This is a genomic window from Stappia indica (assembly GCF_009789575.1).
Taxonomy (GTDB): domain Bacteria; phylum Pseudomonadota; class Alphaproteobacteria; order Rhizobiales; family Stappiaceae; genus Stappia; species Stappia indica_A.
In genome coordinates, this window is record NZ_CP046908.1 from 1,771,403 (window position 1) to 1,791,312 (window position 19,910).

At 68.1% G+C, this 19,910-nt stretch carries 20 protein-coding genes; 11 read left to right on the forward strand and 9 right to left on the reverse strand.

Annotated elements, in window-relative coordinates:
* Nucleotides 1–13: 13 nt before the first annotated feature.
* Nucleotides 14–223 (reverse strand): cold-shock protein, encoded by a 210-nt coding sequence (locus tag GH266_RS08335; protein WP_120269336.1) that lies wholly within the window; start codon nt 221–223, stop codon nt 14–16.
* On the opposite strand from GH266_RS08335, the gene GH266_RS08340 reads away from it, so the two are divergent.
* Complete coding sequence (locus GH266_RS08340; protein WP_158193476.1) at nt 222–425, forward strand: hypothetical protein; 204 nt, start codon at nt 222–224, stop codon at nt 423–425. The two genes, GH266_RS08335 and GH266_RS08340, sit on opposite strands and share 2 nt — an antisense overlap.
* A 233-nt stretch (nt 426–658) precedes the next feature.
* On the opposite strand, the gene GH266_RS08345 is transcribed toward GH266_RS08340, so the two are convergent.
* From GH266_RS08345 to GH266_RS08370, 6 genes are all read right to left on the reverse strand, one after another.
* On the reverse strand, nt 659–1,606 hold the full coding sequence (locus GH266_RS08345) for a LysR family transcriptional regulator (RefSeq protein WP_158193477.1): 948 nt from the start codon (nt 1,604–1,606) through the stop codon (nt 659–661).
* A 194-nt stretch (nt 1,607–1,800) separates the two neighbouring features.
* Nucleotides 1,801–2,535, reverse strand: coding sequence for an arsenical resistance protein ArsH (arsH, locus tag GH266_RS23345; protein WP_158193478.1), 735 nt, complete (start codon nt 2,533–2,535; stop codon nt 1,801–1,803).
* Nucleotides 2,532–2,957 carry an arsenate reductase (glutaredoxin) gene (gene arsC / locus GH266_RS23350; RefSeq protein WP_158193479.1) on the reverse strand — a complete coding sequence of 142 codons (426 nt, stop codon included), beginning with the start codon at nt 2,955–2,957 and terminating at the stop codon, nt 2,532–2,534. The genes arsH and arsC overlap by 4 nt, the downstream gene beginning before the upstream one ends.
* On the reverse strand, nt 2,954–3,319 hold the full coding sequence (locus GH266_RS08360; protein ID WP_158193480.1) for an ArsR/SmtB family transcription factor: 366 nt from the start codon (nt 3,317–3,319) through the stop codon (nt 2,954–2,956). Before GH266_RS08360 ends, arsC begins: the two co-directional genes overlap by 4 nt.
* A 127-nt stretch (nt 3,320–3,446) precedes the next feature.
* Nucleotides 3,447–5,180, reverse strand: a complete 1,734-nt coding sequence (locus tag GH266_RS08365; protein ID WP_158193481.1) for a Na/Pi cotransporter family protein — start codon at nt 5,178–5,180, stop codon at nt 3,447–3,449.
* A complete protein-coding gene (locus GH266_RS08370) occupies nt 5,177–5,443 on the reverse strand; it encodes a hypothetical protein (protein WP_158193482.1) in 267 nt (88 codons plus the stop codon). Before GH266_RS08370 ends, GH266_RS08365 begins: the two co-directional genes overlap by 4 nt.
* On the opposite strand from GH266_RS08370, the gene GH266_RS08375 reads away from it, so the two are divergent.
* The 7 genes from GH266_RS08375 (at nt 5,442) to GH266_RS08405 (ending at nt 14,146) form a co-directional block, all read left to right on the forward strand.
* Nucleotides 5,442–6,278 (forward strand): inositol monophosphatase family protein, encoded by an 837-nt coding sequence (locus GH266_RS08375; protein WP_158193483.1) that lies wholly within the window; start codon nt 5,442–5,444, stop codon nt 6,276–6,278. The two genes, GH266_RS08370 and GH266_RS08375, sit on opposite strands and share 2 nt — an antisense overlap.
* A 77-nt stretch (nt 6,279–6,355) precedes the next feature.
* Nucleotides 6,356–7,399, forward strand: coding sequence for an ABC transporter substrate-binding protein (locus tag GH266_RS08380; RefSeq protein ID WP_158193484.1), 1,044 nt, complete (start codon nt 6,356–6,358; stop codon nt 7,397–7,399).
* 34 nt (nt 7,400–7,433) lie between these two features.
* Nucleotides 7,434–9,554 carry an ABC transporter permease gene (locus GH266_RS08385; protein WP_158193485.1) on the forward strand — a complete coding sequence of 707 codons (2,121 nt, stop codon included), beginning with the start codon at nt 7,434–7,436 and terminating at the stop codon, nt 9,552–9,554.
* Nucleotides 9,554–10,615 carry an ABC transporter ATP-binding protein gene (locus GH266_RS08390; protein ID WP_158193486.1) on the forward strand — a complete coding sequence of 354 codons (1,062 nt, stop codon included), beginning with the start codon at nt 9,554–9,556 and terminating at the stop codon, nt 10,613–10,615. The genes GH266_RS08385 and GH266_RS08390 overlap by 1 nt, the downstream gene beginning before the upstream one ends.
* Nucleotides 10,616–10,830: 215 nt before the next feature.
* Entirely contained in the window at nt 10,831–12,012 is a 1,182-nt protein-coding gene (locus GH266_RS08395) for an acyl-CoA dehydrogenase family protein (RefSeq protein WP_158193487.1), read from the forward strand.
* Nucleotides 12,009–13,328, forward strand: a complete 1,320-nt coding sequence (locus GH266_RS08400) for an MmgE/PrpD family protein (protein WP_158193488.1) — start codon at nt 12,009–12,011, stop codon at nt 13,326–13,328. The genes GH266_RS08395 and GH266_RS08400 overlap by 4 nt, the downstream gene beginning before the upstream one ends.
* Complete coding sequence (locus GH266_RS08405) at nt 13,325–14,146, forward strand: HTD2 family dehydratase (RefSeq protein WP_158193489.1); 822 nt, start codon at nt 13,325–13,327, stop codon at nt 14,144–14,146. The genes GH266_RS08400 and GH266_RS08405 overlap by 4 nt, the downstream gene beginning before the upstream one ends.
* Nucleotides 14,147–14,155: 9 nt before the next feature.
* On the opposite strand, the gene GH266_RS08410 is transcribed toward GH266_RS08405, so the two are convergent.
* Entirely contained in the window at nt 14,156–15,094 is a 939-nt protein-coding gene (locus GH266_RS08410; protein WP_158193490.1) for a LysR family transcriptional regulator, read from the reverse strand.
* Nucleotides 15,095–15,113: 19 nt separating this feature from the next.
* Nucleotides 15,114–16,238 carry a zinc-dependent alcohol dehydrogenase family protein gene (locus GH266_RS08415; protein WP_158193491.1) on the reverse strand — a complete coding sequence of 375 codons (1,125 nt, stop codon included), beginning with the start codon at nt 16,236–16,238 and terminating at the stop codon, nt 15,114–15,116.
* 280 nt (nt 16,239–16,518) lie between these two features.
* Here GH266_RS08415 and GH266_RS08420 point away from each other — a divergent pair, with 280 nt between their 5' ends.
* The 3 genes from GH266_RS08420 to GH266_RS08430 all read left to right on the forward strand — a co-directional run bounded on the left by GH266_RS08420 (nt 16,519) and on the right by GH266_RS08430 (nt 19,904).
* Nucleotides 16,519–17,484 (forward strand): cyclase family protein, encoded by a 966-nt coding sequence (locus GH266_RS08420; RefSeq protein ID WP_158193492.1) that lies wholly within the window; start codon nt 16,519–16,521, stop codon nt 17,482–17,484.
* Between the two features lie 62 nt (nt 17,485–17,546).
* Nucleotides 17,547–18,833 (forward strand): ABC transporter substrate-binding protein, encoded by a 1,287-nt coding sequence (locus tag GH266_RS08425; protein ID WP_158193493.1) that lies wholly within the window; start codon nt 17,547–17,549, stop codon nt 18,831–18,833.
* A gap of 165 nt (nt 18,834–18,998) precedes the next feature.
* Entirely contained in the window at nt 18,999–19,904 is a 906-nt protein-coding gene (locus GH266_RS08430; protein ID WP_158193494.1) for a branched-chain amino acid ABC transporter permease, read from the forward strand.
* The last annotated feature ends 6 nt before the right edge of the window (nt 19,905–19,910 follow it).

Below are 19,910 nucleotides of genomic sequence, written 5' to 3' on the forward strand. Positions count from 1 at the left end.
ACCCTGCGGATCGTTACGCGACCTGCAGGTTGTCGGCAGCAGCCTTGCCGCTGCGGCGATCGGTGACGATCTCGAAGCTGACCTTCTGGCCCTCGACGAGGCTGGTCATGCCAGCGCGCTCGACTGCGGAGATGTGAACGAAGACGTCGGGCTGACCGCCGCCCTGCTCGATGAAGCCAAAGCCCTTGGTGGAATTGAAGAACTTAACGGTACCGGTGTTCATGGCGATTTCCTTTTCAGATCGCGAACGGGTATGTGCCTGCCGCGCGAAGAACGCATGGCAAACGGTTCAGATCGATTTTGAGGAGGAAGATCGCCAGTCGCGCGCCAAGCGCGCTCAGGAACAAAGTTCAACAGCCAAGATCGATGAACACTATATGGACGGCAACGGTGTCCAAAACAAGGCCGCATTCTCGCCAAGGTAAAAATAAATCCGGAAGCGGGGCGCCAGGGGGGACAACGGCCAGGGCATGGACGGGGATAAGCCGCGTTCCGGGAAAAACCGGAAATGAGAACGGCATCGGCGAAAAATCCGAGAAAATCGTCGATTTTCTTTTTATTTCAACAGCTTGATCTCGATTCGAAATTGAGACGGATTTTGCGAAATTCCGTCTCGAAATTCGAAAATTTCGAGTTTCGCCGCTCCAATCGCAGCAAATCACACGGCGAGCTGGCGCGCCACGTCCGACAGCGTCGCCAGCAGCGGCGTCAGCGGCTCGCGCTGGACCATGACGAGGCCGACCGGCTCGCCCTTGTCCTCGCCCTCCCCCTGTCCTTCCCCGTCGGGATATCCCCGCCCCTCCCCGTCGGGTTGTCCCCGCCCCGCGCCGGAGATCGGCACGGCGGCGATGGCCCCGGCGGAGACGAACATGCCGGCAAGCTTTTCCGGCACGACCGAGGCCCACTTGCCGGACATGACATGGGCGACGAGGGCGATGATGGAATTCGATTCCACCTGCGCCTTCGGCGTCACGCCGGCAGCCGCAAGGTGCCGGTCGACGATGGCGCGGTTCTGCATGTCGGGGGTCAGCAGGCAGAGCTGCTCGCCGCCGAGCTCGTGCCAGCCGACCCGGTCGCGCGCTGCCAGCGGATCGGACACGGCGACAAGCAGACGATAGCGCTCGCGGTAGAGCGGCAGCACGGTGCGGCGGCGCCGGGCATCGGCGTCGAGATAGGTGATGCCGGCATCGAGGTCGAGCCGGTCCATCTGGTCGAGGATCTCGACCGAGGTGCGCGACAGGATCTGGAACCGCACGCGCGGATGGCGCAGCGCGTAGGGAGAGACGAGATCGGCGACCATCGGCAGCGCCGTCGGGATGACGCCGATGCGCAAGGTGCCTTCCAGATCGGAGCGGACCGCGCGCATCTCGTCGCGCAGGGCGCGCATGTCGCCGACGATCCTAAGGGCCAGAAGGTGCACCCGCTCGCCCTCCGGCGTCAGCCCCTGGAAGCGCGAGCCGCGATGCACGAGCTGGACGTTGAGCTGGTCCTCGAGCTGGCGGATGGCCGAGGAGAGCGTCGGCTGGGTGACGCCGATGCTCTCCGCCGCGCGGCCGAAATGGCGCTCGCGCACCAGCGCAATGAACATTTCCAGCTTGTCGATCATGCCTGCCGAACCCGGTTTCCGCCCTTTATCGACGATCCGCCCTCAGGCGTCCGTCTCATTTGCGCCGGACGATAGCGCCGGCGCGACCGCGCCAGACATAGGATGGGCGCGACCGCGCCAGACATAGCATGGGCGCGACCGCGCCAGACATAGCACGGGGGCGGCAGCGGCAGGCAAGAGCGGTGGAAAGCGGATCAGATCGAACGCTGGTTGACGCGCGCGGAGACCTCGGCCGCCGTCTCCACCCGCTCCGAATAGCGGTCGACCAGTGCCGGTGAGCGCCCGCGCACCATCAGCGTGAACTTCACCAGCTCCTCGGTGACGTCGACGATCCGGTTGTAATAGGAGGACGGCTTCATCCGGTCGTCCTCGCCGAATTCGGCGAAGGCGCGGGCGACGGAGGACTGGTTGGGGATGGTGACCATCCGCATCCAGCGGCCGAGAATGCGCATCTGGTTGACCGCGTTGAAGCTCTGCGAGCCGCCGCAGACCTGCATCACCGCCAGCGTCTTGCCCTGGGTCGGGCGGACGCCGCCGAGCGACAGCGGCAGCCAGTCGATCTGCGCCTTCATGATGCCGGTCATCGCCCCGTGCCGCTCCGGCGAGACCCAGACCATGCCTTCCGACCACATGGCGAGCTCGCGCAGCTCGCGCACCTTGGGATGGTCCGGCTCCGCCGCATCGGGCAGCGGCAGGTCGCGCGGGTCGAACATGCGCGTCTCGCAGCCGTGCCAGTCGAGCAGGCGGCGGGCTTCTTCCGCAACGAGCCGCGAGAAGGAGCGCTGGCGCAGCGACCCGTAGAGCAGCAGGATGCGCGGGGCATGGTAGGCCTCGCCCGGCAGGGCGTAGTCCGCCGGGTCGACCCGGTGCATCTGCGTGAAGTCGATGTTCGGCAGGTCGGCGGCGGCAAGATCGGCGACGGAACTCACGAGGCGTCTCCGGAAGAGTTGCCGGCGACGACGATCTCGCCGTCTTCCTTGCGGAAGGTGCCGATGCCGGCATTGGGCAGGATCTCCAGCACGACTTCCGACGGGCGGCACAGGCGGATGCCCTTTTCCGTGACGACGATGGGCCGGTTGACCAGAACGGGGTGCTCCAGCATGGCGGCGAGGATCGTCTCGTCGTCGACGGACGGATCGGTGAGGCCGAGCTCCTCGGCCGGCGACTTCGACACGCGCAGGGCGGTGCGCGGGGTCAGCCCGGCGCCGGCGAACAGGGCCAGAAGCTGCGGACGGGTCCAGCCGGTCTTGAGATATTCGATGATGACGGGCTCCTCGCCGGACGCGCGGATCATCTCCAGCACGTTGCGCGAGGTGCCGCAGTCGGGATTGTGGTGGATGACGATGGTCATGAGCTTCCTTCGCAGGTAACGGGGTCCGGCGCACAGCAGGCCGGCAGCGCCGCCAGGACGGGACGACAGACATCGGGCGCGCCGCCGCAGCAGTCTTCCATCAGGAAGGCAAGCAGCGCCGTCAGACCGCCCATGTCGGCGAAATAGCGGATCGTGCGCCCCTGCCGGTGACTGCGCAGCACGCCGGCGCGGGTGAGGATCGCAAGGTTCGTGGAGAGCGTGTTCTGCCGCACGTCGAGCGCGGCCGCGATGTCGCCCGCAGCCATGCCCTCGCCGCCTGCGCGGATGAGCAGGCGCAGGACGTCGAGGCGGGTCTCCTGCGACAGGGCGGCAAAGGCCGAAAGGGCGGCTGTCTTTTCCATAATTCGAGAATATTCGATATATCGCGCCCGTCAACCCCGCGGGACGGGAAAGGCGAGAGACGAAACGCAAGACGGCCGCGCGAGGCTCGCGCGGCCGTCCTGGCTTGAAGCGGGAAAGGCGGAGCCGTCAGGCGGGCTGCGCGCCGCTGGTGCTCGTGTCGCGGAACTCTTCGTTCTTCTTCTCGCGGGCGGCCGGTGCCGGCGCGGGCGCCGAGGCGCGCAGGCGCGTGTCGGCGAGCTCGCCGCAGGCCTCCAGGATCGGCTGGGCGACGACGACGAAATGGCCATGGATGCGCTTCAGGTCGCGCAGCACGTCCATATGGATCGAGGTCGTCTCCATCGACAGCTTCACCCCGTCGCGCAGCCGCGCGTAGTGGCGCTCGGCATAGTGCCGCTCCAGGTCGCGGATGGCGGTCTTTTCGGCGAAGAGCCGGCGCGCCAGGTCCGCGTCGCCGGTGGCGAAGACGTTGAGCGCGGTGGCGAAGTTCGACGCGACCCGGGCGTGGAACGCCTTGAGGTCGGCCAGGCCTTCCGAGGAGAAGGCAAGGTTGCCGCGGCCCTTCTTCTCCGCCAGTTCCAGAAGCTGCTTGTCGATGACGTCGCCGATATGCTCCAGGTTGGTGGTGAAGGAAAGGATCTCCATGAAACGGCGCGAATCCTCCTCCGACATGCCCTTGCGGGACATGCGCACCAGATGCAGCTTGATCGCCTCGTTGACCGCGTCGACCGCGTCGTCCGAGGTACGGATCTCGCGGATCAGCTTCGGATCGCCGGTCTCCAGCGCCTCCATCGACTTGATCAGCATCGCCTCGACCCGGTCGCCGAGCGCCAGCGCCTCGCGATGGGCGGCGGCCAGCGCCTCGGACGACATGTCGGTGGTGGCGCTGCCGAGATAGCGCGGGCGCTTGGGGTCCGCCGGCTGGGCCGAGGCGGGCACCAGCCGCTCCAGCAGCCGCGACACCGGACCGACCAGCGGAATGAAGATCAGTGCCACGACGATGTTGAACGCCAGATGCGCGTCGACGGTCAGCCGCGCGCCGACCAGCCCATGGCTGGTGGCGATGTCGGCGAGCACGCCGGAAAACGGCACCAGCACCGCCGCAACCACGCCGCGCATCAGCATGTTGCCGAGCGGCACGCGCTTGGTCTCCGGCGCCCCGCCCCAGTTGGCCGAAAGCGGCGCTGCGGCAGCGCCGACATTGGCGCCGAGCACGGCGGCGATGGCCAGCGTCGGCGTCACCGCACCGGTGAGCGCCAGGGTGGCGATGACGAGAACCACGGCGAGCGAGGAATGCGCCGCCCAGGTGATGCCCGCGGCGAGGATCGCGGCGAGGATCGGCTCGCTGCCGAGGGCGGCGAGCACGAGGCCGAAGGTCTCGGACTCGGCGAGCGGCACCACGGTCAGCCGCAGGGTCTGCAGCGACAGCGTGAGCAGGCCGAGGCCGATCAGCGCCCGGCCGATGCACTGGGCCCGGTCGGCCTCCATCGACAGGAACATGAAGACGCCGGCGGTGACGAAGACCGGCCAGAGATAGGACACGTCGAGCGACAGGATCTGCGCGGCGATGGCCGAGCCGACATCGGCGCCCAGCACCACGGCCAGCGCCATGGCCAGCGGGACGAGGCCGCTGCGCGAGAAGGAGGTGAGCAGCATCGCCGTCGCCGTCGCGCTCTGCATCAACACCGTGACGCCGGCGCCGGCAAAGGCCGCCATCGCCCGGTTGCGCGTCGCCGACGCAAGAACCGCCCTGAGGGAGGAGCCGAAAGCCCGCACCACCCCGGTGCGCACCATCCGCACGGCCCAGATCAGCAGCGCCACGCCGCCGATCAGCTGCACGAAGACCGCACTCGCACTCATCATCTTTCTGTCGTCCTCTTGTCGCGCCGGGTGTCGTCGCTGCGGCTCTTGTCGCTTTTCGGGCCCTTGTCCCGGGAGCGGCAATCGCCGATTGCTATTGGCGCCGGCGCCATGATCCGGTGTCGTGCCTCCCATTTTCCGGCCAGATCGTTGATTCTGGCAGGCAATAGTGGCGGCAAAATGCCGAGGAAATCGCTTTTCCATCGGCTGAATACGTGGAAAAACAATGATGACAGATATTTGTCGGCTAAGTAAGAGGAAAGCATGAGCGGATCCGCCAACCCGGAAGTGACGTTGCGTTTTCTTGCCCTTCAGGGACTTGCCGCGGAAGCCGCGGCCCTGGCGATGCGGTATTTCGAGAACCGCGACGCCATGGCAATCTCCCTGAAAGGCGCCCAGGACTGGCTCACCGAGGCCGACGGCGCGGTCGAGGCCCTGATCCGCTCGCGCATCGCCGAGGTCTTCCCGCAGGACAGCGTGCTGGGCGAGGAAGGCGGCGGCGAGGTGAGCGAGCGCGTGTGGATCGTCGACCCGATCGACGGCACCGCCAACTTCGCCCATGGCGACACGACCTGGTGCATTTCCATCGGCTTCCTCCTCGATGGCACGCCGGAGCTCGGCTGCATCGCCGCCCCGGCGCTCGGTGAGACCTATCTTGCCCGCCGCGGCCACGGCGCAACGATGAACGGCAAGCCGATCAAGGTCGCCGCCACCGACACGATCACCCGCGCCACCGTGGAGCACGGCTGGTCGCCGCGCCTGCCGGTCGCCGGCTACATCAACAACGTCCGCGCCCTGTTCGAGGCCGGCGCCAACGTCAAGCGCTCCGCCTCCGGCGCGATGGGCCTTGCCTCCGTCGCCTGCGGCCGCAGCGACGGCTATCTGGAAGGCCACATCAACTCCTGGGACGTGGCCGCCGGCGTCGTCATCGCCAGCGAGGCGGGCGCCCGCGTCAGCGACTTCTTCAGCGGCGACTGGACCCGCGGCAACCCGATCGTCGTCGCAGCCCCCGGCATCGCCGAGGATGCAGCGCGCGTCACCGGCCTGCCGCTCGCCCCGGCGTCGCACCCGAAAGACGCTGCGTCGCAGACGGGAGATTGACGACCGGCGCTGCGCCGTTCAATTTGAACCAACGAATGCACAGCTTTGCAATGATGCATCGTAAAGGGAGGAGAACCATGAAGATCACCGTCAGCCTGCAGGCGCTCGCGTCGGGCGCCGCCTTCGGTCTTGCCGGCCTGATGTGGGCCGTGCCCGCCTCGGCGTCCGGCGAGCTCACCGTCTACTGCTCCGTGCAGGAAGAATGGTGCCGCCCGATGGTCCAGGCCTTCGAGCGCGAGACCGGCATCAAGGTCAACATGACCCGCAAGTCGTCCGGCGAAACCTTCGCCCAGATCAAGGCGGAAGCCGCCAACCCGCGCGGCGACGTGTGGTGGGGCGGCACCGGCGACCCGCACCTGCAGGCGGCCGAGGAGGACCTGACGGTCGAATACAAGTCGCCGATGCTGGCCGAGCTGCAGCCCTGGGCCGTGTCCCAGGCCGAGCAGTCGGGCTACAAGACCGTCGGCATCTATGCCGGCGCGCTCGGCTACTCGTTCAACACCGAGATGCTGGCCTCCACCGGCGCGCCGGAGCCGACCTGCTGGTCGGACCTTCTGCGCGAGGAGTTCCGCGACGAGGTGCAGGTGGCCAACCCGAACTCGTCCGGCACGTCCTACACGATGGTCGCGACGCTGGTGCAGCTGATGGGCGAGGACAAGGCCTTCGAGTACATGAAGGCCCTGCACAAGAACATCAACCAGTACACCAAGTCGGGCGCCGCCCCGGCCCGTGCCGCCGCCACCGGCGAGACGCTGATCGGCATCACCTTCCAGCACGACGGCGTCACCCAGGTCGTGCAGGGCGCACCGGTCAAGGTGGTCTCCCCGTGCGAGGGCACCGGCTACGAGATCGGCTCCATGTCGATCATCAAGGGCGCCCCGAACATGGACAACGCCAAGAAGTGGTACGACTGGGCGCTGACCCCGGCCGCGCAGGAACTCGGCGCGGCGGCGAACTCGTTCCAGGTGCCGTCCAACAAGGGTGCCAAGGCTCCCGAGCAGGCGCCGGACCTGTCGTCGGTCAAGCTGATCGACTACGACTTCGGCAAATACGGCTCGTCGGCCGAACGCACCCGCCTGCTGACCAAGTGGGATGCGGAGGTCGGTGCCGCGCCGAAGTGAGGCGCGCCACCGTCCCTCAAGCGACAGCATCGCGATGATCGACCGTTTTCCGGTGATCCTGGCCGCTGCCGGGCTGATTGGCCCGGCGGTGCTGGCCTACCATGCCGACGACGGAACCCGCCTGGCCGGAGCGCTCGCCTCCGGCCATGTGGCGCCCGCGCTCGGCTGTCTGGCGCTGGTCCTTGCGGCCGGCGCGAGCCTTGCCGGGGCCCAGCGCGCCAGCGCCCTTTTCGGGGCGATCGGCGGCATGCTGGCGCTCGTCGCGATGATCCTTGCCGGCTTCTTCCCGGCCCTTGCCGCCGGGATCGGCTTTGCCGGGAGCGAGGTAGGGCGGGCCATCGGCCCGGGCGCCGGCATTCTCGCCCTTGCCCTCGTCGCACTCTTTGCCGGCGCCATCGCCCGGTTCGGCGCCTTCCGCAACGACCGCTTCGTCTCCGTCAGCGTCATCACCATCGGCGCGCTGGTGGTGATGTTCGTGTTCTGGCCGGTGCTGCGGATGCTGTCCGAAGCCTTCCACGGGGAGAGCGAGGCGCGCGCCGCCGTCTTCCTCGACCGGCTGCTGCAGGGCGACATCTGGTCGCTCGCCTGCCTGTGGTCGACCGCCCGCTGCGGCGTTGCCCCCAACACCGTCATTCTCGGCATTCTCGCCGCCTTCTTCTCGACAACGCTGGCGCTCGGCCTTGCCCTGATCGCGGTGCGCACCAATGTGCGCTTTCCGCGCGCCTTCGACGCGCTCGCCATCCTGCCGATCATCACGCCGCCTTTCGTCATCGGCCTTGCGCTGATCGTGCTGTTCGGGCGCACCGGCCTCATCACCACCGCCCTGTGGGACTGGTTCGGCATTCCCCGCTCGCGCTGGCTCTACGGCCTGCCCGGCGTGCTGCTGGCGCAGGTCCTGTCGCAGGTGCCGCTGTCCTTCCTGATCCTGGTCGGCTCGCTGAAGGCCCTGTCGCCGACGCTGGAAGAGGCCGCGCAAACCCTGCGCGCCACCCGCACCCGCATCCTCCTGACCGTGACGCTGCCGCTGCTGCTGCCGGCCATCGCCAACACCTACCTGCTCGCCTTCGTCGAGAGCCTTGCCGACTTCGGCAACCCGCTCGTGCTCGGCGGCAATTTCGAGGTGCTGTCGACCAAGATCTTCTTCGCCGTCGTCGGCGCCCAGCACGAACCGGGCCGCGCCGCCGTTCTGGCCATGGTGCTGCTCGCCTTCACCCTCGCCGCCTTCCTCGTGCAGATGCGCCTGCTCGCCAACGCCTCCTTCGTCACCGTGTCCGGCAAGGGCGACAGCGGCGTACCGGCCGCCCTGCCCAAGGGCCTGCCCGCCGGCCTGTGGAGCGTCATCATTCCCTGGATCGGGCTGACCATCGCCGTCTACTCGATCGTGCTGATCGGCGGCTTCGTCAAGGATATCGGCCGCTTCGACATGACGCCGACGCTCGATCACCTGCGCACCGGCTTCCTGGTGGAGTGGACCGACAACGGCCTGTTCTGGGCGGGCTCGGCCTGGGACAGCTTCTGGACCACGGTGCTGGTCTCGGCGGCCGCCGCCCCGCTGACGGCGATCATCGGCCTTTTGACCGCCTATGTGCTGGCGCGCCAGAAGTTCCGCGGGCGCAGGTCGCTGGAATTCCTGACCATGCTGTCCTTCGCCATTCCCGGCACGGTGATCGGCGTCGCCTATATCCTCGCCTTCAACGTGCCGCCGGTGGAGATCACCGGCACCGGCTTCATCCTCATCGCCTGCTTCGTCTTCCGCAACATGCCGGTCGGCGTGCGCGCCGGCATCGCCGCCCTGTCGCAGATCGATCCCTCGCTCGACGAGGCCTCGGCCACCTTGCGGGCCAGCACAGGGCGCACGCTGATGACCGTGGTGCTGCCCCTGATGAAGCCGGCCATCGTCGCGACCCTGATCTTCTCCTTCGTCCATGCGATGACGGCGGTCTCGGCGATCATCTTCCTCGTCACGGCGCGCTACAACATGGCGACCGCCTATATCGTCGGCCGGGTGGAGGCAGGCGAATACTCGCTCGCCATCGCCTATTGCGCCTTCATGATCATCTTCATGATCGCCGCCATCGCCACCATCCGCTTCCTCGTCGGCGAGGCGCGGCTGGGCCGGCGCGGCAGCGAAACCATCGCCGCAGGGGGACACTGATGGGACCGGCAAGCCTCGACTTCATCGGCGTCACCAAGCGCTACGGCGCGGTGACCGCCGTCGACGACGTCGCCTTCCGCTGCGAGGCCGGATCGCTGACCACGCTGCTCGGCCCCTCCGGCTGCGGCAAGACCACCACCTTGCGGATGATCGCCGGGCTGGAACTGGCGAGCGAGGGGAGGATCCTGATCGACGGCAAGGACGTGACGCACCTGTCGGCGGCCGAGCGCGACGTCACCATGGTGTTCCAGTCCTATGCGCTGTTCCCGCATATGAGCGTGCTGGAGAACGTCATGTACGGGCCGCGTTCCTCCGGCATCGGCAAGGCGCAGGCGGCCGAGATGGCGCGCGAGAAGCTCGGCCTGCTGGGCCTGTCCGGCTACGACACGCGGCTGCCGTCGGAACTCTCCGGCGGCCAGCAGCAGCGCGTCGCCGTCGCCCGCGCGCTGGTGCTGGAGCCCTCGATCCTGCTGTTCGACGAACCGCTGTCGAACCTCGATGCGCGGCTGCGCCGCAAGGTGCGCGAGGACATCCGCGCCCTGCAGAAGGATCTCGGCCTGACGGTGGTCTACGTCACCCACGACCAGGAGGAGGCGCTCGCCGTCTCCGACGAGGTCATCGTCATGTCGAATGCCCGCATCGCCCAGAAGGCCACCCCGCGCGACCTGTGGAACGCCCCGGCGAACCTCTTCGTCGCCGACTTCATCGGCGATGCCAACGTGGTCGACGGCACCATCGCCAGCGTTGCCGGCGAGACGGCGGTGCTGGATCTCGCCGGCGCCAGCGTCGAGGCGCCCGCACGCGGGCTCAATCCCGGTCCGGTGAAGGTCGCCCTGCGGCCCGACGCGCTGCGCCTCGAACCGCTTGGCGAGGGCGATGCCGGCGGGCTGACCGGAACCGTGAGGACCGCGAGCTATCTCGGCAAGCACATGGAATACGAGATCGAGACGCCGCTCGGCGAGCTCTTCGTCATCGCGCCCGCCGATGGCGGCGAGGTCGGCGCCGGCGCCGAAGTGCGCCTGCTGCCCAAGGGGCACGGCATCGCCGTCATTCCGCAATAGCCCGGCCGGCCCTGCCGGGGGCCGCAAACACGGCGAAAAACCCCGCTGCGCCCGCCACATGGACGCGGGGCGGCGCGCATATGAGTGCGCATCCCGGCCGCGGCGGAACGGCGCAGGCTATAGGGCTGCGCAATAGCTCCGTGCATGCAAAGATATTTCCGGCCGGCCGCCGGACCTGCGATTTTGCGGCAAGCCCGAATGTCTCAGGAAACACCATGAACGCCTTCGATCCGACAGCCGAATACAGTGCCATCCGCGACGGTGTCGCCAAGGTCTGCGCCGGGTTCCCCGGCGAGTACTGGCGCGACCTGGATGCGCGCCGCGCCTATCCCAAGGATTTCGTCGACGCGCTGATCCGCGAAGGCTATCTCGCCGCGATGATCCCGGAGGAGTATGGCGGCTCGGGCCTCAACCTGTCGGCCTCTGCCGTGATCCTGGAAGAGATCCACCGCAACGGCTGCAACGCCGCCGCCTGCCACGCGCAGATGTACACGATGGGCACGGTGCTGCGGCACGGCAGCCCCGAGCAGAAGCAGCAATACCTGCCCGGCATCGCCGACGGCACGCTGCGCCTGCAGGCCTTCGGCGTGACCGAGCCGACCAGCGGCACCGACACGCTGGCGCTGAAGACGACGGCAAAGCGCGACGGCGACGACTACATCGTCAACGGCCAGAAGATCTGGATCTCCCGCGCCGAGCACTCCGACCTGATGGTGCTGCTGGCCCGCACGACGCCGCGCGACCAGGTGAAGTCGAAGACCGACGGCCTGTCGGTGTTCCTCATCGACCTGCGCGAGCTGAAGGGCAACGGCGTCGAGATCCGCCCGATCCGCACGATGATCAACCACGCGACGACGGAGATCTTCTTCGACAACGCGCGCATCCCAGCGTCCAGCCTGATCGGCGAGGAAGGCAAGGGCTTCCGCTACATCCTGTCGGGCATGAATTCCGAGCGCATCCTGATCGCCGCCGAGTGCATCGGCGATGCCAAGTGGTTCATCGAGAAGGGCTCCAACTACGCCAAGGAGCGGGTGATCTTCGGCGCCCCGATCGGCCAGAACCAGGGCGTGCAGTTCCCGCTTGCCCGCGCCTATGCGCACATGATGGCGGCCGAGGCCATCGTCTACCGCGCCGCCGCGATGTACGATGCCGGCCACAATCCGGGCGTGGAGGCGAACAGCGCCAAGATGCTGGCCGCCGATGCCAGCTGGGAAGCGGCCGAGGCCTGCCTGCAGACCCATGGCGGCTTCGGCTTCGCCGAGGAATACGACGTGGAGCGCAAGTTCCGCGAGGCGCGGCTCTACCAGGTGGCGCCGATCTCCACCAACCTGATCCTGTGCTTCATCGCCGAGCAGGTGCTCGGCCTGCCGAAATCCTACGGGGCCCCGAAGGCATGACGCTGATCGACCGCATCCTCGACCTTGCCATGTTGCCCGCCGGCGAGTTGCCGGCCGGCGCGCTCGCCATGGCCCGCTTCTCGCTGTTCGACTGGCTGGTCTGCGGGCGGGCCGGCATCGATGAGCCGCTGGCCGGCAAGCTGCGCCAGCTCGCGGACGAGGAAGGCGGCCGCGGCACGGCCTCGGTCTTCGGCGGCGCGCCCGCCCCGGCGCGCATGGCCGCGCTGGTCAACGGCGCAACGAGCCACGCGCTCGACTACGACGACACCCATTTCGGCCATATCGGCCATACCTCCGTCGGCATCTATCCGGCCGCCCTTGCCGCCGGCGAGACGGTCGGCGCCAGCGCGCGCGCCGTGGTCGAGGCGTTTCTGGTCGGCGCGGAAGCCTCGGTGCGCATCGGCATGGCGCTGGGGTCCATCCATTACAATCGCGGCTTCCACCAGACGGCGACAGCCGGCGCCTTCGGCGCGGCGATTGCCGCAGGGCGCCTCTTCGGCCTGACCCGCGACCAGATGCGGGTTGCCATCGGGCTTTGCGCCACCCGCGCCTCCGGCCTCAAGTCGCAGTTCGGCACCATGGGCAAGCCGTACAATGCGGGCATCGCCGCCGCCAATGGCGTCGAATGCGCAAGGCTCGCCGCCCTCGGCTTCACCTCCGCCGACGACGGCCTGATGAACGCGCAAGGCTTCATCCCCACCCATTCCGACAAGCCCGATCCGGAGGCCGCCTGGCAGTCGCCGCCGCCGGAGACGTTCCTGTTCGAGGACATCAAGTACAAGCTGCATGCCTGCTGCCACGGCACCCATGCGATGATCGAGGCGCTGCGCACGGTGCGGGCGGAGGACGGCATCGGCATCGGCGATGTCGAGGCGATGGTGCTGCACACCAACCCGCGCTGGCTGTCGGTCTGCGACGTCAAGGCGCCGCGCACCGGGCTGGAGGTCAAGTTCAGCTACAACTGGCTGGCCGGCATGGTGCTGGAGGATCGCGATACCGCGCGCGACGACACCTATACCGACACGCTGGCGACCGACGCCGGTCTTGCCGCCTTTGCCCCGCGCATCACCGTCGACGGCGACCCGGCCCTGACCGACATGCAGGCCAAGGGCCTGCTCCGGCTGAAGGACGGGCGCAGCATCGCCTTCTCGCACGATCTTGCCCGCCCACTCGGCGAGGCGGAGCTGTCCGCCGGGCTCACCGCCAAGGCGACGGCGCTGCTCGGCGAAGAGGGCGAACGGCTGCGGCAGGCGGTCGAGAAACTCGACACGCTTACCGCCGCCGACCTCGGCGCCCTGGTGGGAGCACGGGCATGAGCGACTATGCGGAATGGATCGGCAAGCAGCGCCGGGTGAGCGAGACGCTCGACCGCGAGCTGCTTGAGCGTTACCGCGCGACTCTGTCAGGCATGCTGTGGCAGACCGACGTGCCGGCCGGCGTGCACTGGTGCCTGGCGCCCGACGTGGTCGAGCCGGCGGATCTCGGCCGCGACGGCCATCCGCGCACCGGCATCTTCCTGCCGGCACTCCCCCTGCCCCGGCGCATGTGGGCGGGCGGCCACCTGGAATACCGCAAGGCGTTTTCGCCCGGCGACGAGGTGACCCGCGTGACGACGATCCGCGACGTGACCTTCAAGCAGGGTCGCAGCGGGCCGCTCGGCTTCGTCACGCTGGACCATGTCTACGAGGTGGCGGGCGAGGCCCATGTCGTCGAGCGCCACGACATCGTCTATCGCGAGGACCCCAAGCCCGGCGCCGGCACCGCGCCGCAGCCGGCAGAAGACTGGCAGGCGCTGGCGCGCTGGCAGGTCACCCCGACGCCGACGCTGCTGTTCCGCTATTCGGCGCTGACCTTCAACGGCCACCGCATCCACTACGACCAGCCCTACGCCACCGGCGTCGAAGGCTATGACGGGCTGGTGGTGCACGGGCCGCTGCAGTCGATCTGGATGCAGAACCTTGCCGCCTCGCTGCTCGGCAAGTTGCCGGGAGCCTTCACCTATCGCGGGTTGTCGCCGCTGACCTGCGGCCGGCCGGTGAGCGTCGAAGCGCGCGAAGGCGAGGACGGCGCCCTGGAGCTGCGCGTGCGGCGCGACGAGGATGGGGTTGTCACCATGCAGGCGACCGCCCGGTAGGAAAGAGCTTCAGCCCTCGATCAGGTTGCCTTCCCAGATGCCGCGCCGCACGAGATCGCGGGCGACCTCCAGCGTGATCTGCTCGACCGCGCGGCAGGCCCGGCTCATCGAGCGGGCCGGCTTGCTGACCAGATAGACCGGGCGCGAGATCGTCGGCTCGACGATGGGCGCCTTGAGCAGCTCGCCGCGGGCGACGAAGTCGTGCACGGCGGCGGGGGCGAAGATCGTGTGGCCGGAGCCGCGCGCCACCAGCTCCTTGATCTGGGTCATCGCGTCCATCTCGATGACGACGTTGAGATTGACGTCGCAGGCGGCGGCGTGCCGCTCGATGGTCTTGCGCAGCCCGTGCGAAACGCCGGGCAGGATCATCTCCAGCTTCTCCAGCGCATGCATCGGCACCGGCGTGCCCGGCGGCGTGTCGAGCGGCCATGTGTCCGGCGCGGAGAAGAAGAACAGCTGCTCGTCCAGCACATGGATGATGCGGAAATGCTCGACCTTCTCCAGGTCGTAGATGAAGCCGATATCGACGGTCTCGTCCTCGATCCAGCTCTTGATGTAGCCGCTCATCGCCTCGATGGCGCGCAGCCGCACGTCCGGCAGCTCGACCCGCACGGTCTCCGCCAGCGGCACCGACATCACCATCGACACCGACGGCGGCATGCCGAAGCCGACCTTGCCGCGAATGCCGCCGCCAAGGTCGCGCATCTCCGAGATGCAATGCTCCATGCTGGCGCAGATCTCGCGGGCATGGCGCACCAGCAGGTGGCCCTCCTCGGTCAGCATCGTGCCGCGCGGCGAGCGCTCGACCAGCTGTACGCCGAGCTCCTGCTCCATGCGCTGGACGTATTGCGACAGGGACGGCTGGGCGACGCCCAGGACCTGCGCCGCCGCGGAGAGCGACGGCGCCTCGGAAATGGCGATGAAATAGCGAAGGTGGCGAATGTCCATGGGGAAGGTTAGCCGGTTTTCAGCCGATCTCCACCACCTGGCGGATCGCCGAGCCGTCCTCCAGCCGGTCCATCGCCAGGTTGATGTCGGCAAGCGGCAGGCGGTGGCTCAGCATCTTTTCCACCGGCAGCAGGCCGCGGCGATGCAGCGCGAACATGCGCGGCAGGTCGCGCTGCGGCACGCAGGAGCCGATATAGCTGCCCTTCAGCGAGCGCTCCTCGGCGACCAGCTTCAGCGCGTTGAGCGCCATGCGCGAATCCGGGTGCGGCAGGCCGGCGGTGACGGTGGTGCCGCCGCGCCGGGTGATGTCGTAGGCGGTCTCCAGCGCCCGCACCGAGCCGGCCAGCTCGAACGCATAGTCGACGCCGCCGCCTGTGAGATCGCGCACCGCCTCGACGACGCCCTCGCCCGCCTTCACCGCGTCGGTCGCGCCCATCTGGCGGGCGACGTCGAGCTTGTTCTCGAACGGGTCGATGGCGACGATCTGCCCGGCCCCGGCCGCCACCGCGCCGAGGATCGCGGCCATGCCGACGCCGCCGATGCCGACCACCGCGACCTTGGAGCCCGGCTTGATATGGGCGGTGTTGAACACCGCACCGGCGCCCGTCAGCATGGCGCAGGAAAACAGCGTCGAGATGTGCGGGGCGATGTCCTGGTCGACCTTGACCAGCGACTGGCGCGCGACGACCGCGTGGCTGGCGAAGGCGGAGATGCCGACGTGATGGTGCACGGGCCGCCCGTCCATCGACAACCGGCGGTGGCCGGTCATCAGCTCGCCGACGCCGTGATGCTTGGCCGCCTTTTCGCACAAGGCCGGCCGGCCTTCCGCACACGGGGTGCAGCGGCCGCAGCCGGGCGCGAAGATGCACACGACATGATCGCCGGGCGCAAGGTCGTCGACGCCCGCGCCAACCTCCTCGACATAGCCGGATGCCTCATGGCCGAGCACCATCGGCAGCGGGCGCGGCCGGGTGCCGTTGATCACCGACAGGTCGGAATGGCAGACGCCGGCGGCGGCGATGCGGATCAGCACCTCGCCGGGACCGGGCGGCGCCAGCTCGACCTCGCGCACGATCAGCGGCTTTTCCGCCGCGTAGTTGCCCTTGACCTCGCCCCGCTCCAGCACCGCCGCCGTGATCTTCATGTCTCCACCCTTTTGCTCTTGTTCGCTCTTGAGGCCGCCGCCGCCGCAGCACGGCGTTGCCCGTTTGCTTGCAATGGTGCACCCTGAGGGCCCTGCCGGCCGGCGGATCGCACCCCGCTGTCGGGCGGATGCTAGCGGCAAACAGGCCCGAAGACAGGCCTAATCGGCTTTTTGGCCTCGGTCATAGGTTTTTGCAATAGCCGAGCACCAAGCAAATTATTGGTGCACCCTGTCGGCAATACCTAGGCTTCTTCATCTCACATGCTTTGGGAGGAAAGCCATGAGGGTCTTCAACTGCACTGCGGCGCTCGCCGGGCTTGCGCTCGTCGTCGCCACCAGCCTTGCCCAGGCCGACAATCACAATCACAAATGGACGGAATCGCGCTGGGGCAAGGACGACCAGATCGGGTCGGCGAACCTGATGACGCCGGAGCGCGTCAAGCTCGCCGCCGAACTCGTCACCGCCGGCAAGGTCTACAGCCTCGGCATGATCGTCGGCAGCGACACGCCGGCATTCCCGCCGCGCAGCCTGTCCGTGACCGTGCTCCAGCCCAACCAGATCACCAATAGCGGGCTGGGCGAAAACGCCTTCACCTACAACGACGACATCTTCATGGGCTGGCTCGGCATCGGCCCGCAGATCGACGGTCTCGGTCATGCCGGCATCGACCATGTCTATTACAACGGCCACAAGGCCGGCGACTTCGCCAAGGCCGCGGGCCTGACCGAACTCGGCCTGCACAACCTGCCCGGCCTCGTCGGCCGCGGCGTGCTGCTCGACATGGCCAAGTTCTACGGCGTCGACATGATCGAGGAAGGCAAGGCCTACACCGCCGACGACGTCAAGGCCGCCGCCGCCCAGCAGGGCGTCGAGCTGCGCGAGGGCGATGTCGTGCTGTTCAACTCCAACTGGATGAACCTGCTCGACGGGCCGAACGCGGATCCCAAGCGCTTCGGCGCGGCGGAGCCGGGCCTCGGCGTCAGCGGCGCCGAATATCTCGCCGAGCTGGGCGTGATGGCGGTGGGTGCCGACACCTGGGGCATGGAGGTCGTTCCGGCCGAGGTCGAGGGCGAGGCATTCCGCGCCCACCAGATCCTGCAGCCGCAGAACGGCATCTACATCCTGGAGAACATGGATACCCGCGAACTGGCGAAGGACGAGGCTTACGAGTTCCTCTTCGTGCTCGGCCAGGCCCGCCTCAAGGGCGCGGTGCAGATGATCATCAACCCGATCGCGATCCGCTGACCGGGCAAACGGACACGCGGGCGGCACGCAATCGCCCGCGGCTACTCGAAGGGAGTGAAACCATGCGGAAATTCCTGCTCACAACGGCAGCGATCCTCGCTGCCCCGATCGCCGCGCTGGCGGCGGACAAGCCGGCCGAGCTCAAGGTCGGCGTCACCACGTTCCTCACCGGCCCGGCCTCCGTGTTCGGCGTGCCGGCGCGCGATGCGGCCGAGATCATCGTCGGCAAGCTCAATGCCGAAGGCGGCATCGGCGGCGTGCCGGTCGCCCTGTCCTTCATCGACGAGGGCGCCGGCGCCGAGGCGCTGACCACCGAGTTCCGCCGCCAGGTCGAGGGCGGTGCCCACGCCATGATGGGCGCGATCTCCTCCGGCAACTGCCAGACGCTCGCCCCGCTGGCCGAGGACCTCAAGGTCCTGAACCTGATGTGGGACTGCGGCACCCAGCAGATCTTCGAGAAGAACGACTACAAGTACGTCTTCCGCACCCAGGCCAACGCCACGCCGGAAATGCTCGCCACCGTGCTCTACCTGCTGAAGGTGAAGCCGGACTTCAAGACCATCGCCGTCGTCAACCAGGACTACGCCTGGGGCCGCGACAGCTGGCAGATCTTCTCCGCCGCGCTGAAGGCCCTGAAGCCGGACGTCGAGGTGGTCGGCGAGTTCTTCCCCAAGTTCGGCGCCGCCGACTTCTCCACCGAGATCTCCCGCCTGCAGGCGATGCAGCCCGACGTCATCCTGTCGACCTCCTGGGGCGGCGACCTCGACACGTTCATCCAGCAGGCGGCCCAGCGCGGCCTGATGAACTCCTCGACCTTCGTCATCCCGCTGGCCGAAAGCTCCCTGGAGCGTCTCGGCTCGACCCTGCCGGCCGGCCATATCGTCGGCGCGCGCGGCGACCATTACTTCCTGCATCCGGACCGTCGCGACGACGCGGACTTCAAGGAGTTCATGGCAGCCTTCGAGGAAAAGACCGGCGCCCACGCGATCTACCCGGTCTTCCACATGTCGCAGGCGCTCGCCGCGCTGAAGGCGGCCTACGAGAAGGCGATCGCGGCCAAGGGCGGCGAATGGCCGGAAGAGGACGAGATCATCGCGGCCTTCGAGGGCCTGACCTTCCAGGGTCTCGGCCGTGAGGTCACCATCCGCGAGGACAACCAGGGCATCGAGGCCCAGCTCCTCGGCATGAGCGTCCAGACCGGCGACTATCCCTTCGCCACGCTGGAAAACATCATGATCTTCGACGGCGAAGCGCTGACCACCCCGGTCGGGCAGGAGTCGGTCGAGTGGGTCAGCAAGCTCACGCCGGAATATGCCGCGGGCGTGAAGGTCGACACCTACGAAAAATAAGAAGCGCCGGGACAGCACGAGCGGAGCAAGGCAGGCGTGCCGCGTTCCGCTCCCCCGGCCTTCCTCCCGGCCCGCCCCGGACGGTGACCCGTCCGGGGCGGTTTCCGAACACGCCGCCGCGGCACGCCTGCGGATCGTTCCGCCCATTGACCTGAATGGACGACCATGAACCTCACCATCTTCCTTCTGGCCCTGTTCGACGGCATCGCCTATGCGGCCCTCGTCTTCAGTGTCGCCGTGGGGCTCACGCTGATCTTCGGCGTGATGCGCATCCTCAACGTCGCGCACGGCTCGCTCTATGCGGTCGGCGCGTATCTGACGGCCACGCTCACCGGCTATGCGCTGGCGCTCGGTTTCGCGCCGCTGCTGGCCTTCCCGCTGATGATCGTCTCGGCGGTGCTGGTCGGCGTGCTCGTCGGCGGCCCCATCGAATGGCTGCTGCTGCGCCGGATCTACAACAAGCCGGAAGTGCTCCAGCTCCTGGTGACCTTCGCGGTCTTCATGATCCTGGAGGACGTGCAGCGGCTGGTCTGGGGCACCCAGCCCTATTTCCAGGCCTCGGCGCTGCAGGCGCTCGGCATGGTGAAGGTGTTCGGCGTCAACTACACCGTCTACCAGCTGATCCTGCTGCCGCTGCTGGCCTTGACGCTGCTGGTGGGCCTGCGCTTCTTCCTGCGCCACACCATCCTCGGCAAGCTGATCCTGGCGACCACCGAGGACCGCGAGGCGGCCCAGTCCATCGGCATCGACGCCGACAAGGTGTTCCTGGTGACCTTCATCGTCGGCGCGGCCCTGGCCGGGCTCGGCGGTGCGCTGGCCTCGCCCACCACCTCGATCCTGCCGGGCATGGGCGCGGACATGATCGTGCTGTCCTTCGCCGTGGTGGCGACGGCCGGTCTCGGCCAGATCGAGGGCGCGGCCTTCACCGCGCTGCTGATCGGGCTCGGCCGCTCCTTCGCGGTCTATGTCTGGCCGGAGACGGCGGTGCTCGTCCCCTATCTCATCATGCTGATCGTCCTGCTGGTGCGCCCGGAAGGGCTGTTCGGCAGCCCGACCGCGCGCAAGATCTGAGGAGGA

Coding starts and splice junctions, on each gene's coding strand:
- GH266_RS08340 (WP_158193476.1), top strand. CDS start 222: ATGGCGATTTCCTTTTCAGATCGCGAACGGGTATGTGCCTGCCGCGCG.
- GH266_RS08335 (WP_120269336.1), bottom strand. CDS start 223: ATGAACACCGGTACCGTTAAGTTCTTCAATTCCACCAAGGGCTTTGGC.
- GH266_RS08345 (WP_158193477.1), bottom strand. CDS start 1,606: ATGATCGACAAGCTGGAAATGTTCATTGCGCTGGTGCGCGAGCGCCAT.
- arsC (WP_158193479.1), bottom strand. CDS start 2,957: ATGACCATCGTCATCCACCACAATCCCGACTGCGGCACCTCGCGCAAC.
- GH266_RS08360 (WP_158193480.1), bottom strand. CDS start 3,319: ATGGAAAAGACAGCCGCCCTTTCGGCCTTTGCCGCCCTGTCGCAGGAG.
- GH266_RS08365 (WP_158193481.1), bottom strand. CDS start 5,180: ATGATGAGTGCGAGTGCGGTCTTCGTGCAGCTGATCGGCGGCGTGGCG.
- GH266_RS08375 (WP_158193483.1), top strand. CDS start 5,442: ATGAGCGGATCCGCCAACCCGGAAGTGACGTTGCGTTTTCTTGCCCTT.
- GH266_RS08370 (WP_158193482.1), bottom strand. CDS start 5,443: ATGCTTTCCTCTTACTTAGCCGACAAATATCTGTCATCATTGTTTTTC.
- GH266_RS08380 (WP_158193484.1), top strand. CDS start 6,356: ATGAAGATCACCGTCAGCCTGCAGGCGCTCGCGTCGGGCGCCGCCTTC.
- GH266_RS08385 (WP_158193485.1), top strand. CDS start 7,434: ATGATCGACCGTTTTCCGGTGATCCTGGCCGCTGCCGGGCTGATTGGC.
- GH266_RS08390 (WP_158193486.1), top strand. CDS start 9,554: ATGGGACCGGCAAGCCTCGACTTCATCGGCGTCACCAAGCGCTACGGC.
- GH266_RS08395 (WP_158193487.1), top strand. CDS start 10,831: ATGAACGCCTTCGATCCGACAGCCGAATACAGTGCCATCCGCGACGGT.
- GH266_RS08400 (WP_158193488.1), top strand. CDS start 12,009: ATGACGCTGATCGACCGCATCCTCGACCTTGCCATGTTGCCCGCCGGC.
- GH266_RS08405 (WP_158193489.1), top strand. CDS start 13,325: ATGAGCGACTATGCGGAATGGATCGGCAAGCAGCGCCGGGTGAGCGAG.
- GH266_RS08410 (WP_158193490.1), bottom strand. CDS start 15,094: ATGGACATTCGCCACCTTCGCTATTTCATCGCCATTTCCGAGGCGCCG.
- GH266_RS08415 (WP_158193491.1), bottom strand. CDS start 16,238: ATGAAGATCACGGCGGCGGTGCTGGAGCGGGGCGAGGTCAAGGGCAAC.
- GH266_RS08420 (WP_158193492.1), top strand. CDS start 16,519: ATGAGGGTCTTCAACTGCACTGCGGCGCTCGCCGGGCTTGCGCTCGTC.
- GH266_RS08425 (WP_158193493.1), top strand. CDS start 17,547: ATGCGGAAATTCCTGCTCACAACGGCAGCGATCCTCGCTGCCCCGATC.
- GH266_RS08430 (WP_158193494.1), top strand. CDS start 18,999: ATGAACCTCACCATCTTCCTTCTGGCCCTGTTCGACGGCATCGCCTAT.